This window comes from Paenibacillus sp. IHB B 3084 (genome assembly GCF_001447315.1).
Lineage (GTDB): Bacteria > Bacillota > Bacilli > Paenibacillales > Paenibacillaceae > Paenibacillus.
On the sequence record NZ_CP013203.1, the window covers coordinates 1,351,178 to 1,370,291 of the forward strand.

The 19,114-nt window shown below is 43.0% G+C and carries 20 protein-coding genes; 5 read left to right on the forward strand and 15 right to left on the reverse strand.

Annotation, left to right across the window (positions count from 1 at the left end; genetic code table 11):
• Positions 1-79: 79 nt before the first annotated feature.
• The 8 genes from ASL14_RS06355 to ASL14_RS06385 form a co-directional block, all read right to left on the reverse strand.
• Positions 80-667 carry a hypothetical protein gene (locus tag ASL14_RS06355; RefSeq protein WP_134910901.1) on the reverse strand — a complete coding sequence of 196 codons (588 nt, stop codon included), beginning with the start codon at positions 665-667 and terminating at the stop codon, positions 80-82.
• A gap of 150 nt (positions 668-817) precedes the next feature.
• Entirely contained in the window at positions 818-1,579 is a 762-nt protein-coding gene (locus ASL14_RS06360; RefSeq protein ID WP_134910903.1) for a hypothetical protein, read from the reverse strand.
• 75 nt (positions 1,580-1,654) lie between these two features.
• Positions 1,655-2,050, reverse strand: coding sequence for a contact-dependent growth inhibition system immunity protein (locus tag ASL14_RS06365; protein WP_189338236.1), 396 nt, complete (start codon positions 2,048-2,050; stop codon positions 1,655-1,657).
• A gap of 201 nt (positions 2,051-2,251) precedes the next feature.
• Positions 2,252-2,803 (reverse strand): hypothetical protein, encoded by a 552-nt coding sequence (locus tag ASL14_RS06370; RefSeq protein ID WP_134910906.1) that lies wholly within the window; start codon positions 2,801-2,803, stop codon positions 2,252-2,254.
• A gap of 157 nt (positions 2,804-2,960) precedes the next feature.
• Positions 2,961-3,701: a restriction endonuclease gene (locus tag ASL14_RS06375; protein WP_134910907.1), complete on the reverse strand. Its 741-nt coding sequence runs from the start codon at positions 3,699-3,701 to the stop codon at positions 2,961-2,963.
• 364 nt (positions 3,702-4,065) lie between these two features.
• Positions 4,066-4,194: a phospholipase D-like domain-containing protein gene (locus ASL14_RS29065; protein ID WP_257721143.1), complete on the reverse strand. Its 129-nt coding sequence runs from the start codon at positions 4,192-4,194 to the stop codon at positions 4,066-4,068.
• On the reverse strand, positions 4,178-4,504 hold the full coding sequence (locus ASL14_RS06380) for a nucleoside triphosphate pyrophosphohydrolase (RefSeq protein WP_044648029.1): 327 nt from the start codon (positions 4,502-4,504) through the stop codon (positions 4,178-4,180). Before ASL14_RS06380 ends, ASL14_RS29065 begins: the two co-directional genes overlap by 17 nt.
• A gap of 233 nt (positions 4,505-4,737) precedes the next feature.
• A complete protein-coding gene (locus ASL14_RS06385) occupies positions 4,738-5,244 on the reverse strand; it encodes a hypothetical protein (protein ID WP_134910909.1) in 507 nt (168 codons plus the stop codon).
• A gap of 331 nt (positions 5,245-5,575) precedes the next feature.
• On the opposite strand from ASL14_RS06385, the gene ASL14_RS06390 reads away from it, so the two are divergent.
• The 3 genes from ASL14_RS06390 (at position 5,576) to ASL14_RS06400 (ending at position 7,033) form a co-directional block, all read left to right on the forward strand.
• Positions 5,576-5,923 (forward strand): helix-turn-helix domain-containing protein, encoded by a 348-nt coding sequence (locus tag ASL14_RS06390; RefSeq protein ID WP_134910911.1) that lies wholly within the window; start codon positions 5,576-5,578, stop codon positions 5,921-5,923.
• Positions 5,924-6,118: 195 nt separating this feature from the next.
• Positions 6,119-6,721, forward strand: a complete 603-nt coding sequence (locus ASL14_RS06395) for a hypothetical protein (RefSeq protein WP_134910912.1) — start codon at positions 6,119-6,121, stop codon at positions 6,719-6,721.
• 60 nt (positions 6,722-6,781) lie between these two features.
• Positions 6,782-7,033: a hypothetical protein gene (locus ASL14_RS06400; protein ID WP_134910914.1), complete on the forward strand. Its 252-nt coding sequence runs from the start codon at positions 6,782-6,784 to the stop codon at positions 7,031-7,033.
• 210 nt (positions 7,034-7,243) lie between these two features.
• Here the strand turns inward: ASL14_RS06400 and hcp are convergent, their stop codons facing one another.
• The 4 genes from hcp to ASL14_RS06420 form a co-directional block, all read right to left on the reverse strand.
• Complete coding sequence (gene hcp, locus ASL14_RS06405; RefSeq protein WP_134910915.1) at positions 7,244-8,536, reverse strand: hydroxylamine reductase; 1,293 nt, start codon at positions 8,534-8,536, stop codon at positions 7,244-7,246.
• A gap of 96 nt (positions 8,537-8,632) precedes the next feature.
• Complete coding sequence (locus tag ASL14_RS06410) at positions 8,633-9,898, reverse strand: response regulator (RefSeq protein ID WP_223264330.1); 1,266 nt, start codon at positions 9,896-9,898, stop codon at positions 8,633-8,635.
• The gene (locus ASL14_RS06415) at positions 9,828-11,909 is read right to left on the reverse strand and encodes a cache domain-containing sensor histidine kinase (RefSeq protein WP_223264220.1); all 2,082 of its coding nucleotides are present in this window, start codon (positions 11,907-11,909) and stop codon (positions 9,828-9,830) included. The genes ASL14_RS06410 and ASL14_RS06415 overlap by 71 nt, the downstream gene beginning before the upstream one ends.
• Positions 11,890-12,897: a substrate-binding domain-containing protein gene (locus ASL14_RS06420; protein ID WP_134910918.1), complete on the reverse strand. Its 1,008-nt coding sequence runs from the start codon at positions 12,895-12,897 to the stop codon at positions 11,890-11,892. Before ASL14_RS06420 ends, ASL14_RS06415 begins: the two co-directional genes overlap by 20 nt.
• 206 nt (positions 12,898-13,103) lie before the next feature.
• On the opposite strand from ASL14_RS06420, the gene ASL14_RS06425 reads away from it, so the two are divergent.
• Entirely contained in the window at positions 13,104-14,327 is a 1,224-nt protein-coding gene (locus ASL14_RS06425; protein WP_134910920.1) for an acyltransferase, read from the forward strand.
• 162 nt (positions 14,328-14,489) lie between these two features.
• The gene (locus tag ASL14_RS06430) at positions 14,490-15,941 is read left to right on the forward strand and encodes an IS1182 family transposase (protein ID WP_134910922.1); all 1,452 of its coding nucleotides are present in this window, start codon (positions 14,490-14,492) and stop codon (positions 15,939-15,941) included.
• Positions 15,942-16,243: 302 nt separating this feature from the next.
• On the opposite strand, the gene ASL14_RS06435 is transcribed toward ASL14_RS06430, so the two are convergent.
• From ASL14_RS06435 to ASL14_RS06445, 3 genes are all read right to left on the reverse strand, one after another.
• Complete coding sequence (locus ASL14_RS06435) at positions 16,244-16,750, reverse strand: hypothetical protein (RefSeq protein WP_223264221.1); 507 nt, start codon at positions 16,748-16,750, stop codon at positions 16,244-16,246.
• A 364-nt stretch (positions 16,751-17,114) separates the two neighbouring features.
• Positions 17,115-17,360, reverse strand: coding sequence for an aspartyl-phosphate phosphatase Spo0E family protein (locus tag ASL14_RS06440; protein ID WP_134910926.1), 246 nt, complete (start codon positions 17,358-17,360; stop codon positions 17,115-17,117).
• A 228-nt stretch (positions 17,361-17,588) separates the two neighbouring features.
• The gene (locus tag ASL14_RS06445; RefSeq protein WP_134910928.1) at positions 17,589-18,989 is read right to left on the reverse strand and encodes a helix-turn-helix domain-containing protein; all 1,401 of its coding nucleotides are present in this window, start codon (positions 18,987-18,989) and stop codon (positions 17,589-17,591) included.
• Between the last annotated feature and the right edge of the window lie 125 nt (positions 18,990-19,114).

Genomic DNA, 19,114 nt, shown 5'->3' on the forward strand with positions numbered 1-19,114 from the left:
CCCATCCAGCAGGCCAAGGCTCCGTAAGGAGTCGCAGCGTGAATATTATGTTATGTGATGTATTCGCTTTCTGAGCTAATTACAATTTATTTCCAATAAAAGGAAGTTTATCGATATTTATCAGCATCTCGCGTACTTCTTCAAAAACCCAATCTAAATCTAAGTCTTCATCATTGATATCTATATTCCAGTAATGATGCAAATTAATTGATCTCACAAAGTGTACTCCATTATCATTAAGTGTTATTTCCCATGTTATCTGAGGTTTATTTTGATGTTCCATTATTGTATTAATAACTGTTATTAATTCTGTATTTATCAAATTCGACTCTTCTTTAAACCCTTCTTTAGCCTCTATGTTATATTTAATTTCAAGTTCCAACACTGCTTCCCTATTCTCTTCAACATGGAAACATTCTTCAGTTTCATCATGGAATAATGCACAATTTCCTCCATAGATAGACTCAGTCGTCATCGTACTATCCCAGCTAAAACTAATTTCTGCTCTTGTAATATACGGAGATCTTTTATCCTTTACTACACAAAGACATTCAAATTCTTTCATTAGAGTAACCAATTCAAGGTTATGTTTTATAATATATGGATTAAGTCCTGCTTCCTTCATCGAATTAATTATTTGACTAGTAATCTGTTCGTAAGTTAACATTCGGACACCTCTATTTTTAAGTTTGCCTTGCGGATATTTCACATAACGTTTCTGTATTCATGAACCCCGAAGGGGTTGTCTGCTGAAATACCTCTTTGAAATGCATCCCGCAGACCAAGGCTCCAAAGGAGCCGCTGCTTGAATATTATGTTAGGTGATGTCTGTGTCTTCCTCAAAAAACCTTTCAACTAAACTCCCGTATTCCTCTCTAACTTTTAAATAGCAATTATCAACCATTCTATACATGAAATCAAAAGGTATATATGTAGTAAACCATCCTTCATTCCCTTCTTCTATATTCCAGGTATACGAGAGATAAGGCTCTGAAAGTTCACTTCCCGCTTCTATCAGGTTATTATAACCATGCACTGCCGAGTTTCTTAAACTATAAATCAAGTTAAACAATGTAATCTTCTGAAAATATTCTTTGTGTTCTAAATCAATATTATCCAAACTGAAAAATGATGATATCGGAAGTTCTACTCCATTCTTAACTTTTTCGAGTTCTTCCTCTATCTTGTCATAATATTTTTGGTATTCATCCTTACTTATTCTGCCTTTTGAGAAATCATTAATGAACCTGTCAACTTGAATATATTTTAATGTGTCTTGAAAATGTGAATAGTGTTGCAAAAAGTATCTAAAGTTTGATCCATTAAATCTTGCATTGTTTGAAGAGTATGGCTTTTCCACGAAATTACTTAAGAAATCAAGATAAACAAATATTAGTATGCAGGCTTCATCATAATGTTTTGACCCAATTTCGATTATGTTTTTAAGTTTTTCATCAAAGGTGTCAAAATAGCTATATGTCATTAATAACCGTCCCCTCCATACACAGATTTCACTTAACGTTTCTGTATTCATGAACCCCAAAGGGGTTGTCTGCTGAAATCCCTCTTCGATATCCATCTTGCAGACCAAGGCTCCAAAGGATCCGAAGCGCGAATATTATGTTATGTGATGTACCGGGCTTCTTGAGTCTACTTACAAGTCATTACTTCTGTATTTGCCTATGTGATCTTCTACTGTCTTTCTAGCCTCTTCATATATTCTGATCACTTCATTTAATTCGTTTTTTAATTCAATATGGTCTTCCCAATATTCTTGATCTAGTTGAAGCACGGAACAAAATAAATCTCCAACGTATAAATCTCCTGATCCTAACGGATTCTTTACTAACTTCTCGAATGCTAAAGGCAAAAGGAAATCCAAGCTAATTTGTTGGAGTATCAACAGCCTTAAATCTTCATGACTAAATTCATTGAGGGGTTGCTTTCTTAATTCATGTGCTCGGATGACTAATCTCGAATTAAAACTCGGTTCACCCCAGCTTTCGCCTTCAAGTTCTTCGAGGGTTTTGGTTCTATCCACTTGCTGCATGATTTCACCCTCTTTAATAAGTGATTTCCGGTATTACACATAACGTTCTCGTATTCATGAACCTCGTAGGGGCTGTCTGCTGAAACACCTCCTCCGAGATCCATCTCGTAGACCAAGGCTCCATCAGGAGCCGCAGCTTGAATATTATGTTAACTGAAGTTGCTTACATCATTGAGTTACATATATATTAAAAATACCACCTTAAAATTTGACTTCCTTCTCATCAAATATATGCCCTTCTTTATAATATTCAATATTAATGCTTCTCTTCTTATAATTTACTTCATAATAAACTCCCAATGCATATCTACATACATGTTCTGGGAATGTCTTTCCATCAAAAGACCAAACATCATCATAACTGTCTTTGGTCAAAGCAATTAGTCTGATTCTGTCACCTTCTTTCTCTTCTTTTGTTCTATCGGATTTCTTCATCTCTATCGCTATTAAATTGTCTTGGTTAATGTTATTTCCCCGGCTGTGAACAATAAGATCGCAATTTATCTTAACCCCAACATCCTTAGGTCCATAAATAGTTTTTACAATTGTTTTAATTTTACCATTTTTGTTCCGATTATATTCCACGTCTACCTTGTATTCTGCAAATTCAGATTTTTTTATTATATTATTTATATGTAACATTAGCGCACCACAAAGTGTCCTCTCAGAAACTTTAGATATTAATAAGTCAAGATCACTTTCTAAAAAGTCTCTATTTGCATTCTCGAATATTTCAATAAGTCTTTTTATCAATGTATGTGCCTCCGAATATTTCATTTTTGATTGTTTACAAGTAATTTCAGTTAACGTTCCTGTATTCACGACCCGGCGTATGCCGGGTGGCCGGCGATGCCGGACCCAGGACGAATGTCCGCAGCGTGAATATTATGTTATGTGAAGTACATCCTTCTTAGTTATACTTTTCAAATAGTAATTCAAACTCTCTCATCCCTTCCAAACAATTAGCCTGCAAAAATTCAAAATAATCGGAGTATGAATGAAACCGTGTTATACCTAATAATTTTTCCTTTATTGCTTTATCTATTAACTGATCAACTTGTTCTTTTTTAATTTGCATTACTCCACTTTGAAATTGGTAAAAAAATTTACTAGAGTAAAGTGCTACTCCTACATATTTAACGCAGAGATTCTTGTAGATTTCTTTATCATCATCTGAAGCTTTTTCGTAAAACTTATCCATATCTAATGGGTCAGTATATTCCCTTAACGGTAGACCAATTTCATTAAGTATATCTAGTGTACATTCAAGCCATCTTTCTATGAATACATCTTGAAATTCATTCCAACTTAAAAGATGAACATTTGTGTTCTTAACTGCATCATAAGCACCTGATTGAAAACCGTTCTTAACAATTATGAATCCACTATTGGCTCCAAAGTCATTCAACACTGTCCTAAAAGAATGAATCACTGCTTGAGGAATATCTGCTGACCAATACTTGCACTCGAATAAATTTATTGACTTTGGAATAGATTTAACATCTTCTGCATATACATCAACATTTACACGTCCCCTAACTGTTTTAATTTGCTTATTTACTGTTGCTATGAATCCAGAAGCGTTTAGAATCTTTCCAACTTTCACCTCTAAATCTTTCCAGTCACTTGGATGGCTCTCTAATATCCTCATAAATACTCTCCTTGGCGCCTAATGTATTTCACATAACGTAATATTCACGAAGTTCGTAAATATAAGAAATACAATTGATTAAACGAAACATCGTATTTGAAATAGTCCTTTTGAATCATGTTTATATTGTATCATCAAATGGAAGAATATGACGATCACTAATCCTATACTTTCAAACAAAAAACTCCCGCCAAAACTTCAGCAGAAGCTTTTTTGAATAATTAATTCACACGGGCATCGCATTAGCGGAATGTACATAAAAATCATCAAACGTTAACTATACCTAATAGATAATATAATATGCTTATTCCATGTGCACTATTTGGCTAGACTTTAAGCGTACTGGAGCAGATAAGTCAATTTCTCAGCGATTCACCCCGGACAGCATAATAAATGAAGTCATAATATAAATCCCAGAGGCATGTTGTATCCCGGCGATCAGCTCATCTGCTAAATTATCTGTAATGAGCTTGACATTAAGCTTCGTTGACATCGATTAAGAACACCCGCTCCTGGAATCCACCTCGTGCCTCGGCTTTGTCTGCCCGTAGCTTGTCCAGCTCTGCCACATTCGCCCCATGTACTTCTGCCAGCGCCCGGATGACTTCCAGCATATCCGCAAGTTCTTCCAGCGCGTCCTTATCTTTCGCCGCTTCAAAATATTCCTCTGCTTCTTCACGAAGCTTCGTTCTCAGCTCCTGCTTATATTCCTCCGGGTCCAAAATGCGCGTGCGGCATCCCTTGCCCTGAGACGTAATGATGTGCGGAATCCGATCCCGCACCAGCTTGTTGTATGTAGGCATACAAAATAACACCCTTTCTGTTGTGGAGCCTTTAGGCCGCAGCCAACATCTCCCTTTTTTCCATTATATCATTCGTGAGAAAAGGTTGGGTGTTATTAACATATGATTTAACTGAGCATTTTGCATAAATCCCAAGAGCGATTTCAAATCAGCAATATATAGATCAAAACGGTCTAGTTTGTCTATATATTGTACTTCTAAGCGTTGGGAATCGAATTATGCAAAATGCTGAACTACTTCATGGACTGATTTTCTTTAAAAATAGATTGATACCGCCCAGCAGGATCAGCTATAATTCGCCGAGATAAACGGTTTAAAGTATGGTCCGTTCTAAAAAGCAGCCTATCGACCTCCTCCAGCTTCATCGGCTTGTTATGTGCATGATCCTCTGCGGAAATAAGGTAATGCACTGTACTTATAAACAGCACCATATCCAAACTCGGCTCAGCATCCGTGTGGATTAAAGTTGGCAGGTCGGTTATAGATAGGCTAATAGATGATAGAATGATTTGATTTCGATGAACATAAACGGCCTTAGCCATAGAAAACATCGCCCGGTCACAAAGAATGAGGCAGTTGTGAAATTGATGATAATCACGCATGATCTGTGCAAGCTTTATCTGATATTGGGCCAGCTTTTGAAAATCCATCATGCAATTCAATATGTTGGGGTCGCTATGATTAGGCTGTATGGAATCTGGATCACTATGTAGGTGGTTGCTTAAGGAGTAATTTTTCACGGGGAGTCAACTCCTGAATTTTAATTTAATGAACAGTGAGGGCATCGTAGTACCAATAAGGAACGATCACAATGTACAAATTTCTAGCTATCGGACAAGCTTTATAATAAATATTACTATATAGTAGTTTTTAATTCAATTTACTTATTAACAGTTATTAATTAGAAGTAACTCTTTCTCTACACTTCTAACTAGAAGATTTTGCAAAAATCCAATAAGCGACTTCCAATAAATAATATATAGATCGAAAGGGTCTAGTTCGTCTATATATTGCACTTTGGAGCGATTGGAATCGAATTTTGTAAAATCCTTACTATAGAGAGGTGTAAACATGTCCGAAATTTTAGATTTAGTCGGTACACGCATTCGGGATATTCGGAAGTCCAAAGGGCTTTCCCAAGAAGCTTTAGCCGAGAAAGCAGGATTCAATTCGAGTTATATCGGTTTTATTGAACGCGCAGAGAGAAATATATCTTTGAAAAATCTGGAGAAAATAGCGAAGGCATTGAACGTGGGTGTTTATCAGTTGCTTACATATGTTAAGGAAGATGATGAGCTTACCGAAGAAGAATCGAGTGTAAAAAGTATTTTGACTCTGCTAAGAACGCGTGAATCCAAAGATACTGAGCTGGCTTTGAAGATTCTTACGGACATATTTATGAGAATTGATGAACATTAAGCCTATCTTGGAAAGATTAATAAAGAGTGGTGATGAACCACTCTTTTTGTCATGAATGGAATGAGATGAAGTCATCAATAAAGGAAATAGCTCTTTACGTTATTTTTTCGATGTTTTTACGTTATAATCTATCGATTATTGTATAATAGTGTAAAAGCCGAAAGATTCAACGTTAGATTGGAAAGGGTGTACGGTGTGAGCTTTGAGATTCCTTTACGTGACCAAACAATTCATTTTCAAGACATCGTTAATTTAACAGATGCGCAGCAAACAGTAATATTAGAAGCTTCTCCAAGTAAAACATTTGAAGAATGGATGATGCTTGATAAAGGTTTGAACATTCAATTAACTATTGAACAACGAGAAACTGTATTAAGACTGAAAAATGGCTTGGTAGCTTCTAAGGATAACCGAGAGTTAGTTAAGGGTGATATTATCATCTTCTCCCGACATGCAAGAGAAAGAATTGCTGTCCGAGTAGATAAATTGCCAAAGGAAGCACCCCCAACCTTCGATAGTATATTACTTGTTATTCAATTAGTTATTGAAAGTGATATTGTGGATCATCAGGCCGAATGGAAAGGATTCACAAACCTTGCCTACACGCTGATTCATGCTGGATATGGGGAGAAATTTAAAATTACGGTATCGTTTGAGATGGTTGATCGAGAACATATTAAAGTCATCACAGTGACTAATGAACATATAAGTAAGCTTACAACGTCACTAATGGATCTTCCTGAAATTGGAGACAAGCTTAGAGCTTTCAAACAAGAATTAGGGGGGATGGATTCCTGATTATGTTTATAAGCTGTACCGATATGCTATAATATTGTTATTGAATAAGGAAGGGTTGCGATGGCTATTGTGGCAGATAAGATTCGTTGCAGATGCGGAACAATGATGGAAGAACAAATGAAAAACATCTCTTGGAGCGAGTCTGGCGGAAACAAATATGTTATTCGTAATGTCCCTTTCCTATGTTGCCATAAGTCGGGATGCTCTGATGAGTACACCGCTTCTAGCGTGCAAATGAATGTTTCGATTTTGGCTGATGAGATGAGAAAAGGGATGTTACCATCCGTTGTTGAATATGAAGAGCGATTTTAAATATTTTATTTTGGATTAAGCCGATTAGACTACAAATTAGGTAGTTATAATCGGTTTTTTATTCTTAAAAAATGGATTCACAAATATATAAAATCCACTTCTAAGATAGAAACAAAAAGAAGCCGTGCGATCACACGACCTCTCATAAAGCAAAGAATTACAGGCGAACAGTTCCATAAAGAATTAAGCAAACCGTTATGTCTGTCGCCCCTACGACAACGCCAGCATTGCTTTCATATCTTCCTCCGCTGTAGTAATCAGCTTCAAGCCAAACATCTCCACCAGTACATCCAGTACGCCAGAAGAAATAAACTCAGGCGGCTTCGGTCCAATGCGAATATCCTGAATGCCGAGGCTGAACAAGCCTAGCAGGATCGCCACTGCTTTTTGCTCGAACCAGGACAATACAATGCTGACTGGCAGCTCGTTGACTGTACAACCGAAAGCATCTGCTAACGCCAGAGCGATTTTCGCCGTAGAGCCGGAATTGTTGCATTGCCCCAGATCAATATAACGCGGAATCCCCGTGTCCCCCACGGTGCCATAGTCCACGTCATTAAAGCGGAATTTCCCACAGGACGTGGTTAAAATAACTGTATCGTTTGGCAAGGAAGTTGCCAACTCTCGGTAATAGTTGCCACCCTTACCTGGTGCGTCACAGCCTGCAATAACGAAAAAGCGGCGAATATGTCCGTCTTTAATCGCCTGAATAATCTCAGGAGCCAGCCCGATAACCGTCTCGTGATGATATCCCGTCGTAAGCACCTGCTCCGAATCTACATCTGCGGCTGGCAGGGCTAACGCACGCTCGATCAATGGTGAAAAGTCGTCGTCCATGATCTTGGCGACGCCCTCCAGCCCGGCTACTTCATAAGAGAAGAAGCGGTCTGCATACGTGCCTTTAATCGGCATAACACAGTTCGTCGTGGCGAGAATCGCGCCTGGAAATTCCTCGAACAGTCTGCGCTGATCGTACCAGGCTTTGCCGATATTCCCTTTGAGATGTGCATATTTCTTCAATGCCGGATAACCGTGGGCAGGCAGCATTTCTGAGTGGGTATAGATGTTGATGCCTTTACCCTCCGTCTGCCGCAGCAATTCCTCCAGCGCATATAAATTATGTCCGGTCACGACGATGCATTGGCCTTCGATTTTATTTTGGCTAACAGTAATCGGCTGCGGAATGCCAAAACGATCCGTATGCGCATGATCCAGCACATCCATGATCCGTACAGCCGCATTTCCGACCTTCATCGCCATGTCCAAATGCTCTTGTAAATTAAAGTTAGAATTGGTTAAGGTCATATATAACGCTTCATGTGTAATACGATCCACCTCAGGATCGCTATAGCCCAACTGTCGAGCGTGTGTCGCATAGGCCGCAATGCCTTTTAATGCAAAAATCATCGTATCCTGCAAGCTCGCTATCGTTTCATTCTTGCCGCACACCCCAACTACGGTACACCCGCCACTCGGCGTCTGTTCACACTGATAACAAAACATATCGTTTTCCTCCAAATATTGATAGATACTTGTTCGTTATCCACAGCTTAACAGACCCCCAAACGCGCTGGTGTGATTACACACACATTTTTCAGGTCACTCCTGATCCGACACGCTGACCCCGATTCCACCGCCTTTGCGGTACTGAACCGGGGAAACACCCATGGTCTTTTTAAAAGCGGTGCTAAAATAATGCTGACTATCGTATCCGGTACGCTCTGCTATATCGTAGATGGACAACGTCGTGGAGTCGAGCAGTTGCACCGCTTTGCGGATACGGGCGCGCGTGACGAGGGTCACGAAGCTATCGTTTAGCTCTTTTTTGAGCACACGGCTGAGATATACGGCGGATACCTGTAAACGTGAGGCGAGGGATTCCAGTGTCAGTTCCCGGTCTGCGAAGCCTTCCTGAATAAGCTGTCGCGCCCTACGCACGAGTGGAGATAGCTGCGATTCGCTGTATACACGATCACGGCACACTTGGAACGCATCAACCGCGCCTTCCAAGCCCCCGGCGTTTCGTTTCACATGCGTATGAACCGATATATTCAGGTAGCGCCCGATAGCCTGCTCCATCGTTGCGCCGATGGCTTCGGGTGCCTCCTGCCACAGGCATATGCCGATCAGTCCATTTGCATCGCGGAACAATACATGCGGCAGGCCATCCAGCAGCTCGCCAATGATATTTTCAGCGGCAAAAAGAAACAGTTGGCGGTCATTCTCACGCATAATCGTCTGCCGCGCCTCTGCCGCAGGCCACCGTACAACGCCGATCTGAACGGGTGACCGAGATGGAAGACGTAAAAACGCCAGTTGTTCCATCACGTCTTTTCCCGTGTTCTGTCCTTCCAGCCATTCCAGGCAAAAGCGCTGGCGCAGCAGCGGAATATTCCGCTCAATCTGCCCGGCGGCCTGTTCTACATAGGCAGCACGCTTGCGCTCTTCTTCCAGCCGCTGACCGAGTCGCGACAGCGCAGCGTGAAGCTGCCCTGCATCTACCGGCTTCAATATATAATCCTCCACGCCAAGTCGGACAGCCTCCTGCGCATAAGCAAATTCATCATGACCGGAAACGATTAAACAACGACATTCAGGATGTTCTTCCCGCAGCCGCCGGATCAGCTCAATGCCGTCCATGAACGGCATATTCATATCGACCAGCAAAATGTCGATGCCAAGCCGTACTGCCAGCTCCAGCGCTTCTTCGCCATCCTCCGCCTCACCCGCAACCTCCATGCCGAGAGCCGCCCAGTCTACGCAATCTCGTATGCCCTCACGAATGATCGGCTCATCATCTGCGATCAGCACCTGATAACGTTTTTTGGTGTAACGTTTTGCCGTCATCGTTGTCACTTCTGTCATGGCCTTGTCCGTCAGACTCGTCGTTGTCGAGGTGCCTGTGGCGTTTGATTTCGTCATCCTGATCCGCTCCTTTTTCATGAGAATTCTTCAGTTGCGTCATATCCCGCAGCAACGGATGAACAATCGTAACACAGGTACCTGCCCCCTCTTCACTGTCCAATACAATTCCATATTCCTCACCAAAAGATAGCCGTATACGCGCCTGTACATTCAGCATGCCATAGCTTCTGCCGTTCGCACTGGTAACGCTTGGCTTCTGTTGCCCTTCCATCGCCTCCAGCGGTGCTTCCAGCAAACCCCTCAGCTCCCGCAACCGTTCCACCCTCAGCCCTGCGCCATCATCACGTACCGTCAGCAGCAGCTTATTTCCCTTAATCCGCGCTTCTACCCCAATCGTGCCCGGACCACGTCTGGCCTTGATGCCGTGGTAAATGGCATTTTCCACCACAGGCTGAAGCATCAGCTTCAACACGAACAGCTCCCCTAATTCCTCGGGTACGTTTAATTCCCAGCGGAGTCTGTCCCGATACCGGGTTTGCTGAATTTGCATATAGCTCGATATATGCTCAAGCTCGCTGCGTAGCGGAATAAAGTCATCCCCCTTACTCAACCCGACGCGAAACAATCTCGATAGCGCCCCCACCATGTCGGACACGTCTTCTGCCCCGTTTTTACGAGCCATCCAATGGATTGTATCCAATGTATTGTATAAAAAGTGAGGCTTAATATGCTCCTGTAGGCTACGCAGCTCGGCATCCCGCTTCTGGCGCTCCCTTAGCTCGCTAAGCGACATCAAACGGCGAATTTGCTCCAGCATCCGGTTGAAGCTCCTGCCGAGCATCCCAATTTCATCCCCGCGGTCACTCCATTGCCGAACCGTAAGATCCCCCGTCTCTGCTGTCCGCATATAGGACATCAGACGGAATATCGGCTGTGCAATCGAGCGCGACAATCGCAAGGATGCCGTCAGCCCGAACAGACATACAATGAAGACAAAGCAGACGACATAAAATTGAATTTGCCGTACCTCCAGTGTCGATTCCCCTGCCGGGAATACCCCTACCGTTCTCCAGCCCGTAAATTCGGAAGCACGGAACATGAACAGCAGTTCCCGACCTCCGGCTTCACGGGTAAACATCCCGCTGTCACCTGCCCCAAACCATTCCGGGGGAATACGCTCAATCAAAGGCATATCCGGCATATACACGCTACGTCCCTCCGCATCTGTCACCATTAAATACCCGGTTTTGCCCAAGGTTACATCTCTGGCAGCCTGCGATACGGCCCGTAGCTTGAGATCAATCATAATCACGCCTAGCACACGTCCAGTCTCCGAATCCGTCACCGACCGGACGACAGACACGATTTCGCTATCCTTGTACTGAACATGAGTCGTCACATTACGGTGGCTCGGTTGTCCCAGCACGGTAAAAATACCTGCATGCTGCGCCGCCTGTTTGTACCAGTCTTCTTCGGTCAGGCTGTGCGTGCTTCGAGCATACACTTCGTTACTAATATAGTCGCCGTGTCCGTTCACGATCAGAATACCCGCAATTTCGGGATATAACGTAGTAAAGCCCTGCAAAAATTGCTTCATCCCATACAGCGTATCCTGTTCCCGCTCGCCTTGCTGCTTCTCCTGCGTAACCGACTGCGCTACTTTACCCGTGTGACCGTCAGCCAGCGTCCGTCCTTGCCAAAACTCCCCGATATCCGGGTTAAATCCAATCAGATACGTCATATTCTGCAAATTTTCCATTTTGGTATCCAATGCTTCATTTACCTTGCCAATGAGCTGCATTGTATGGTTTTCCACCTGCCGCTCAATAATCCGTTCCACCGTCCAGTTGACCAGCAGACCTAGTCCCAGTGAAGGTACGATGCCAAAAAACAGGAATAACAACATAAGCTGATACCGCAAAGGCATATTGCGTAAGCGCAAACGCTGCATCCTTTGATCCATCCATGCGCGTATACGCTTCCATTGATCATCATTTCGCATAATAATCATCTACATTCGCCCGTGTAACAACGGATATTCCTGTGTCCACCCGAACGGGCAGCGGGGCATTGTCACCGGAGGAGGAAGGGGCCGGAATCGTCAAATGATGGTGCAGATGAAACAGGTATTGAAGCGACCAATAGCCCATATTCCACGTTCCCTGAGCAATGGTCGCTGAGATCGTGCCACTTCTGATCATGTCCAAGGTCGCTTTATTGGTATCAAAAGAAATGATTTTCAGCGGACGACGGCTCTTTTGGCTCAACACCGCTTCACCGACACCTGTTCCTCCCGTCGCCTCGGTCACAAACATTCCCGCCAGCTTCGGATAAGCCTTCATCAGCCGAAGAGACTCATCCCGGGATACCATCGCGTCTGCGCGACCATCTGCCACTTCCACCACCTTCATGGCAGGATACTGTCGCTGAATGGTATCGCGAAAGCCGCGCGAGCGTTCCTCATGATTTTGCTGACCGGGCAGGGTCAGAACGGCGACTTCACCTTCCCGTCCCAACAGCTCCGCCATTTTATCCGCAGCGGTCACACCCGCCTTATAATTATCGGTTCCCAAAAAAGAATACGCCCGGCTCCCCGGTGCTCCTGCATCAAACAGCACCACAGGAATGCCCGCATCCAGCGCCTTATTAATCGCCGGGATCAGCGAGTGCGGATCAATCGCAGAAATCGCAATCCCTGCGGGCTTCCGGGCAATCGCCTGCTCAATCACGGTCGTCTGCTCCTGCGCATCATAACGGGTAGCCCCCCGATACTCCACGGTCACGCCCATGGCATCCCCGGCATCCTCAAAGCCCTTAAGCCCGCTTTTCCAATACTCCAAGCCGGACTGGAACGTAATCATGATATACGTTTCTCCGATGCTGCCACGCAGTCCTTTTTCCTCCCAAGTGCCATTCAACGGCCCGGATTGTTCATACCTGAACACATAGAGCGCAAAGGCCGCAATCAGCAGCATATATACCAATAGCGTTTTTTTCATTTTCCCACCTCTTCCGTGCGCATCCTCAAGTTGTGAATTTACTGTGATTTTACTTAGATTGTAAACGCAATCATATCAAATTGGAACTACTTCCACTCTTCCAACTTTCAGGTAACGTTAATCCTGCACTAATATTCCTGCGTTACAATACCTAAATTGTGTTATGGAAAAGGTATACGATTTCTTTGGGAAAAGGAGTGATATGGATGAGCAAGCCGCGTATCGCGGAGTGGACAGAACTGCGGGGTCTTGCCTATCTCGCTGTCGTGCTTCAGCATTGCATTGGCGAATATATTTACCGCAGCGATATCCAGCAGCCGGATTCCGTTATGCTCGCGATGCTGTACCATTTGACACGATTTGGCACACCGACGTTCGTTTTCCTGTCTGCGGCGCTGCTTTTTTATAATGGTAACAAACCGATTGGCTATCCCCGTTACATTGGCAGACGGTTTCGAGATATTTATGTTCCATTTCTCTGCTGGACGGTCGTTTATTGGGTGTGTAACCAGAACTGGTCAACGGCGCAGTGGGGAAATATTTATTTTTACAAGGGCATGTTCGAGGAAATGATTATACCTGTCAGCGGATATCATCTATGGTTTGTAGTAATGATTTTTCAGTTTTATATTTTATTTCCTTTATTTGCAAAAGCAGCCGGACATGTGCAAACGTTTCTCCGTCGCTACAGCACCAAAAAACGAAAACAGCTCGTTCTGACTGTGATGCTCACAGCAGCGGCGGCTTATGCTCTGCTATTGCAATGGTCCTACTATGACATGTCTACATGGAGCACCAAGTTACCGTCCCTTTGGCAGACTCTGCTGGATTACCGCACCTACAACTTTGTCATGTACTTCTTCTATTTTATGCTGGGCGCCGTATGTGCCTATATGACGGACACATGGCGGGGGCTGGCTAAGCAGACGTTACCGTGGAATGTATTTGTCTTTATTGGTCTGTTCATGCTTATGGGTCACACGATGCTGATCCAGTCCGGCGATACGATCAATCTCAATATTTCCACCTACCTCAAGCCAAGTACCTTTGTACTGATTGTCTCACAGTTGCTTTTGTTATATGGACTGCTGCTCCATTTGCAAAAAGACCAGCGCTCCGAGCCGTTCCGCCGTATGCTGAACTGGATCGGACGTTATTCCTTCGGGGGATATCTGGCCCATGCACTCGTGCTGGCCTTCATATCCTACTTCACCCGCCCGCTTTCACTGGGCGATCATCATTTTACGGCGACACTGCTTACGTTTGTCGTCGTGGCAAGTGTTTCTCTCGGCATCAGTTGGCTGTTCGCCCATCTACCGGGAGGTAACTGGATTGTCGGCTCAAAAGGCAGACAGCGCTTGACCTGGCCGTTTCGGTTCCAGCCGCTTTCCTCCAAACGCGCTTCCAAAAGCACGCAGGAGCTTGGCTAATAGAAAAAGAGATGCTACATCCTAAAAAAGGACACTCCCGATTCATGAGGCCACTGAAAAAGTCTCCCAGCTCACCAAAAGAGACAGTTCCTCATTTTTTTGAAGAGTCTGTCTCTTTTTTTCGGTATAATTGAAGTATCTTATCCAAGGTTGGTGATCCCTGTGCTCCCGAAACAGCAGAGCTTTTTGTTGAGTCCGTATACAGCACTTTACGATGTACTCATCCCCAAAGATCATATGTTGCGGAGAATGGACGAACTGGTGGACTTTAGCTTTGTGTATGAGGAACTGCATGACAACTATTGTCATGACAACGGACGTACAGCTGTAGATCCGGTTCGGATGTTTAAATATTTGCTACTCAAGTCCATCTTTGACTTGTCTGACATCGACCTGGTTGAGCGCTCAAAAACGGATTTGTCATTCAAGTTTTTTCTGCATATGGCTCCAGAAGAAGCTGTCATTGATCCCAGTCTACTCACCAAGTTTCGCAAATTACGGCTCAAAGGTATGAAGTTGTTAGATTTGCTCATCGGCAAAACGGTGGAAATCGCCATCGAAAAAGGCGTTATTCACAGTAAATCTATTATTGTGGACGCAACTCATACCCAAGCCCGCTACACTGAAAAAACACCGCAAGCCGTGCTACGGGAACGTTCCAAGCGTCTCAGAAAGGCCATCTACACGCTGGATGAATCCATGAAAAGTAAGTTTCCCGCCAAACCCGCCACGGATGTCCTAGAAGATGAAATCCAGTATAGCCAGCAACTGGTCGCTGTGATTGAACAGGATGGGCGATTTACCGGACTGCCGAAGGTTACAGAACCGTTGAATTTATTGAAAGAAACCGTCACCGACGATGTGGAGCATCTGCAAACGTCTGCGGATCCCGATGCCAAAAGGGGTCACAAAAGTGTGGACTTCTCGTTTTTTGGTTACAAAACCCACATCGCTATGAGTGAAGAGCGAATCATAACAGCGGCAACAATTACCACCGGGGAAAAACACGACGGCAAGCAACTCCAAACCTTGATTGAAAAAAGTAAGGCGGTAGGAATGAAAGTGGAAACGGTGATTGGAGATGCAGCCTATTCAGAAAAAGATAACCTCGCCTACAGTGCACAAGAAAACATCCAACTGGTCGCAAAACTACATCCTTTGATTACTCAGGGAAACCGAAAGAAGGAAGACGAATTTGAGTTCAATAAAGATGCAGGGATGTATGTGTGCAAGGCTGGTCATCTGGCAACTCGCCGGGCGCGGCAGGGGAAAAAAGGCCGAGGAGAAAACCAAACCGACACCTATTACTTTGACGTAGAAACATGCAAGCGATGCCTTCTTCGGGAAGGCTGCTACAAGGACGGGGCAAAAAGCAAGACGTATTCTGTAAGTATAAAAAGCGACGAACATCTGGCTCAAGCCGTATTTCAGGAGAGTGAGGTCTTTAAGACCAAGGCCAAAGAGCGATACAAAATTGAAGCCAAGAACAGTGAACTCAAGCACAGACACGGGTATGATGTGGCATCCTCCTCGGGTCTGATTGGCATGGAAATGCAAGGAGCGATGGCGATTTTCGCGGTGAATCTGAAGCGGATCTTGAAGTTGATGAGCTAAAAAGAGGAGCACTCGTAGACATGAGGAAGCAAAAAAAGACGACATCTCATTCAAAAACAAAGGAATGAATGTCGTCTTTTTAATGGATTCTCTTTCAGCTATCTGTAAGAACCATGTTTTTCAGTGGCCTCCCGATTCATTCCGGGAATGTCCTGCTCTAAGCTAGATTAAAAACAATTATCCTTTTCTGGCTGAATTACACTCATGGGTGTAAAAAGTATACTTCGAGGGTAGCCCCTCTCTAATGAAAAAGGCCGACACATTGGCCGACCTGATCCATCTTCAAAACAACTATGAGATAATTACAATTCTCCCCGTGAAGTACCTATACGAACTGCGAGTTCACCAGACATGTAAGCATTACCTGAGGTAAGGCTCACATAAAACTTACCGGTAGACCAAGCATTCGAGCTAACTTCACTATAAATCTGGCCAGGTTTTACAGTTCCAGAAAGCTTCTGCGTACCTGATGGTGAACCTTGATTTACGGAAAACTTAATTGGTTGGTCGCCGTCATTACGTATCCATACTTTAACATATCCATATCTTGAAGGAATTTCAAAATCCTCTGTAAGCTCTGTATTACGAAGAGTTCTATTGACTACCGATTTAGTTTCCTGAGGAGTAATAACATGATCCCCCACTTTTGGCGTATTCACATCTGTCGATTCATTTGCAGACTGAGTCACTTGTACTGAGTCTGTTGTAGCTGGTGCAAGATCGGTCGTAGCTGCGGCAGAAGCAGTTAATGGAATGGCAACGGCTAAAGACAAAACAGATAATAATGAAGCTTTTTTAATACTTGTCATATTCATAGCCTTCTCTCTCATGAAATTTTGTTTTACCTAAACTAATCTGAACTCACTCTAATTAAATGGAATAAATAATAAGTGACCACCTCTTTCCAAGACAGGAATGGTCTTTATTAATCAACTCCCAGTATGTATAAGTTCCAATTTTGCTATATGACTAATAAAGAATTTCCAAAAGTACAGCAATATCATTTAGCAGCTATACTTTCTACATTTTATATGTCAGCCTGGCTACTATTGCGAATGCAAAGTATGCATCTCCCCAACTTATTAACATATTATTCCATGAACATGTATTTTATTTTAAAATAAGTCATTATATAGAATAATGATAAACGTTATGAGGGAGAAGTCACAGTTTTCAATAAAAAGAATGGGGGGATGGACTGAATATAGCATCGTCTTTGTCAATGATTTGACCCAAAACATAGTGAGATTGCTTCTTGGTCTGAAACATACGGTTGTACTGATTAATCAGTTCATCCAAAAGCATAGACTGCTCAAGTACACAAGCGTGTCCGAAGCCATACTCTTCGTAAAGATCATGCAAGTGTTGTCTGGCGTGTTCCATCTGTTGAATTAACGTTAATGTTTCATCCCTGTTCATCCTGCATACCTCCTAGTGATTCTCATTTTAGGAGGTAATGAACAAATACTTCATGTTCTTTTTTGAGCTAAGAAATCACAAAATAATCCAAAAAAAAGACCAGCAATAAGCTGGTCCAGCAGTGAAAATTTAAAAATTGATTAAGCTGTGCCAATATGTCCTTGAGTTTGGATTGTACTAGAGCTTGGAATTCCAGTTAGAACTGGTAGTGCAAATACCAGTAAAAAGCTAGTTGTTGCCAAAACTAAAGCCATCTTCTTGATCATTTTTTTCCCACACCTCCTCATAAGCAGAATGAAATTGTGCCTGCGTATTAGGATCGGCATACTCACTGAAACGTAAAAATAAGCCTGCACAATTAGAAATAAGTAGTACATGGTTAATTGTACCAGCTTTTTTCAATGCGTCTATTAAGCATTTAAACCCATAAATGTATCTTCCTTTAAATAGGTTATATTTAGCTAACTTATACCAGAATCGTACAGTTTCTTCGAGTATAACTTGTTGCTCTGTCAGTGTATTTAAATGTGCTTGATTTCTATACGCTGCAATTTTAGGTTCAAAGTGATGAAGAATATGGTCAATGTCGATGTTGTACCGATTAGCTACTTCTATAACGTTTAACAGTTCAGAAAAAATATGTTGTTCTCCTGATATATAGTCAACATAATCCGGCAGCACGCTAATATCTCCAGACATAAGCTTATTAACGCAGGTATTAATTTTAGCCCATTGCTGGAATTTACCTAGCCAATAAAGCGTATCAGGGTCCTTCTCCTTCACCCAACTTAGATCGGTATAACGACGAATGTGTTTTAATGCCTGCTCATGATCTCCTTTTGCATCGCAAGCATTAGCACACAGAAGTTCGGAGTAAGCTATGTATACAAACAGCGGCCTACTTAGCTTTTTTCGTGGCTCTTTCCCTTTTCGCTTGGAGTTGTGAACCAAATGATATTGGAGCTGTCCCAATCGACCCATTCGATGTGCAAATTCTTGAACCTTGTCCCACAGGCTTAATGATCTGCACACGTTCGCTAAATCTTTCAAAGCATCTAATTGCTCTATCTCGTCCAAGCGATCAACAAAAGGGGCAAATTCAGTGGCAGCTTGAAGATTGACAGCCCGATCCTGTCCGATGTTGATTTGGAACAGGCGATATTGGCAGATCGCCAATCGCTCTGAATGCTGGTGCTTCTCACTTTCAGCCACCTTTTTGTACAGGTATGCCGCTGCTTCATTGTAGCCGTCTTTGTACACATTTTCTGCAACTTCAAAGAGCGACGGCGGATAACTAGGATTATCCAACAACAGAATTACAACTCGCTGCAAGCAGTCCAGTCGCCCTAGCTCAATGCATCGGTATAGGAATGGGCAGATCTTTTTCCAGTTGAGTGGAGATTCTTCAATGCACTCTTCAATGTAACGTTCGTAAAAATAATCCAGTGGTAAATTCATTCCCGCAGTAATGCAATCCAATTGGTGAACAGAAATAGAACGATTGCCCGTCACAATGCTACTAACTGTACCTACATTCAAATCAATAATGCGACCAAACTCGGTCATGGTTAAGCCTTTTCGTTTTAGATAGGTTTGAATTTCTGCTCGTATCGTAGGTGTGATTTCCATGGATAAACCACCCTTTCAGCGTTTTCATAGGATTCCAATTTCAATAAAAATTATAGTTTGGGAATGTATAGTATAATTTAATATTTTGTCTATCCATGACAATACCATCTTTTGGCACAAAAATA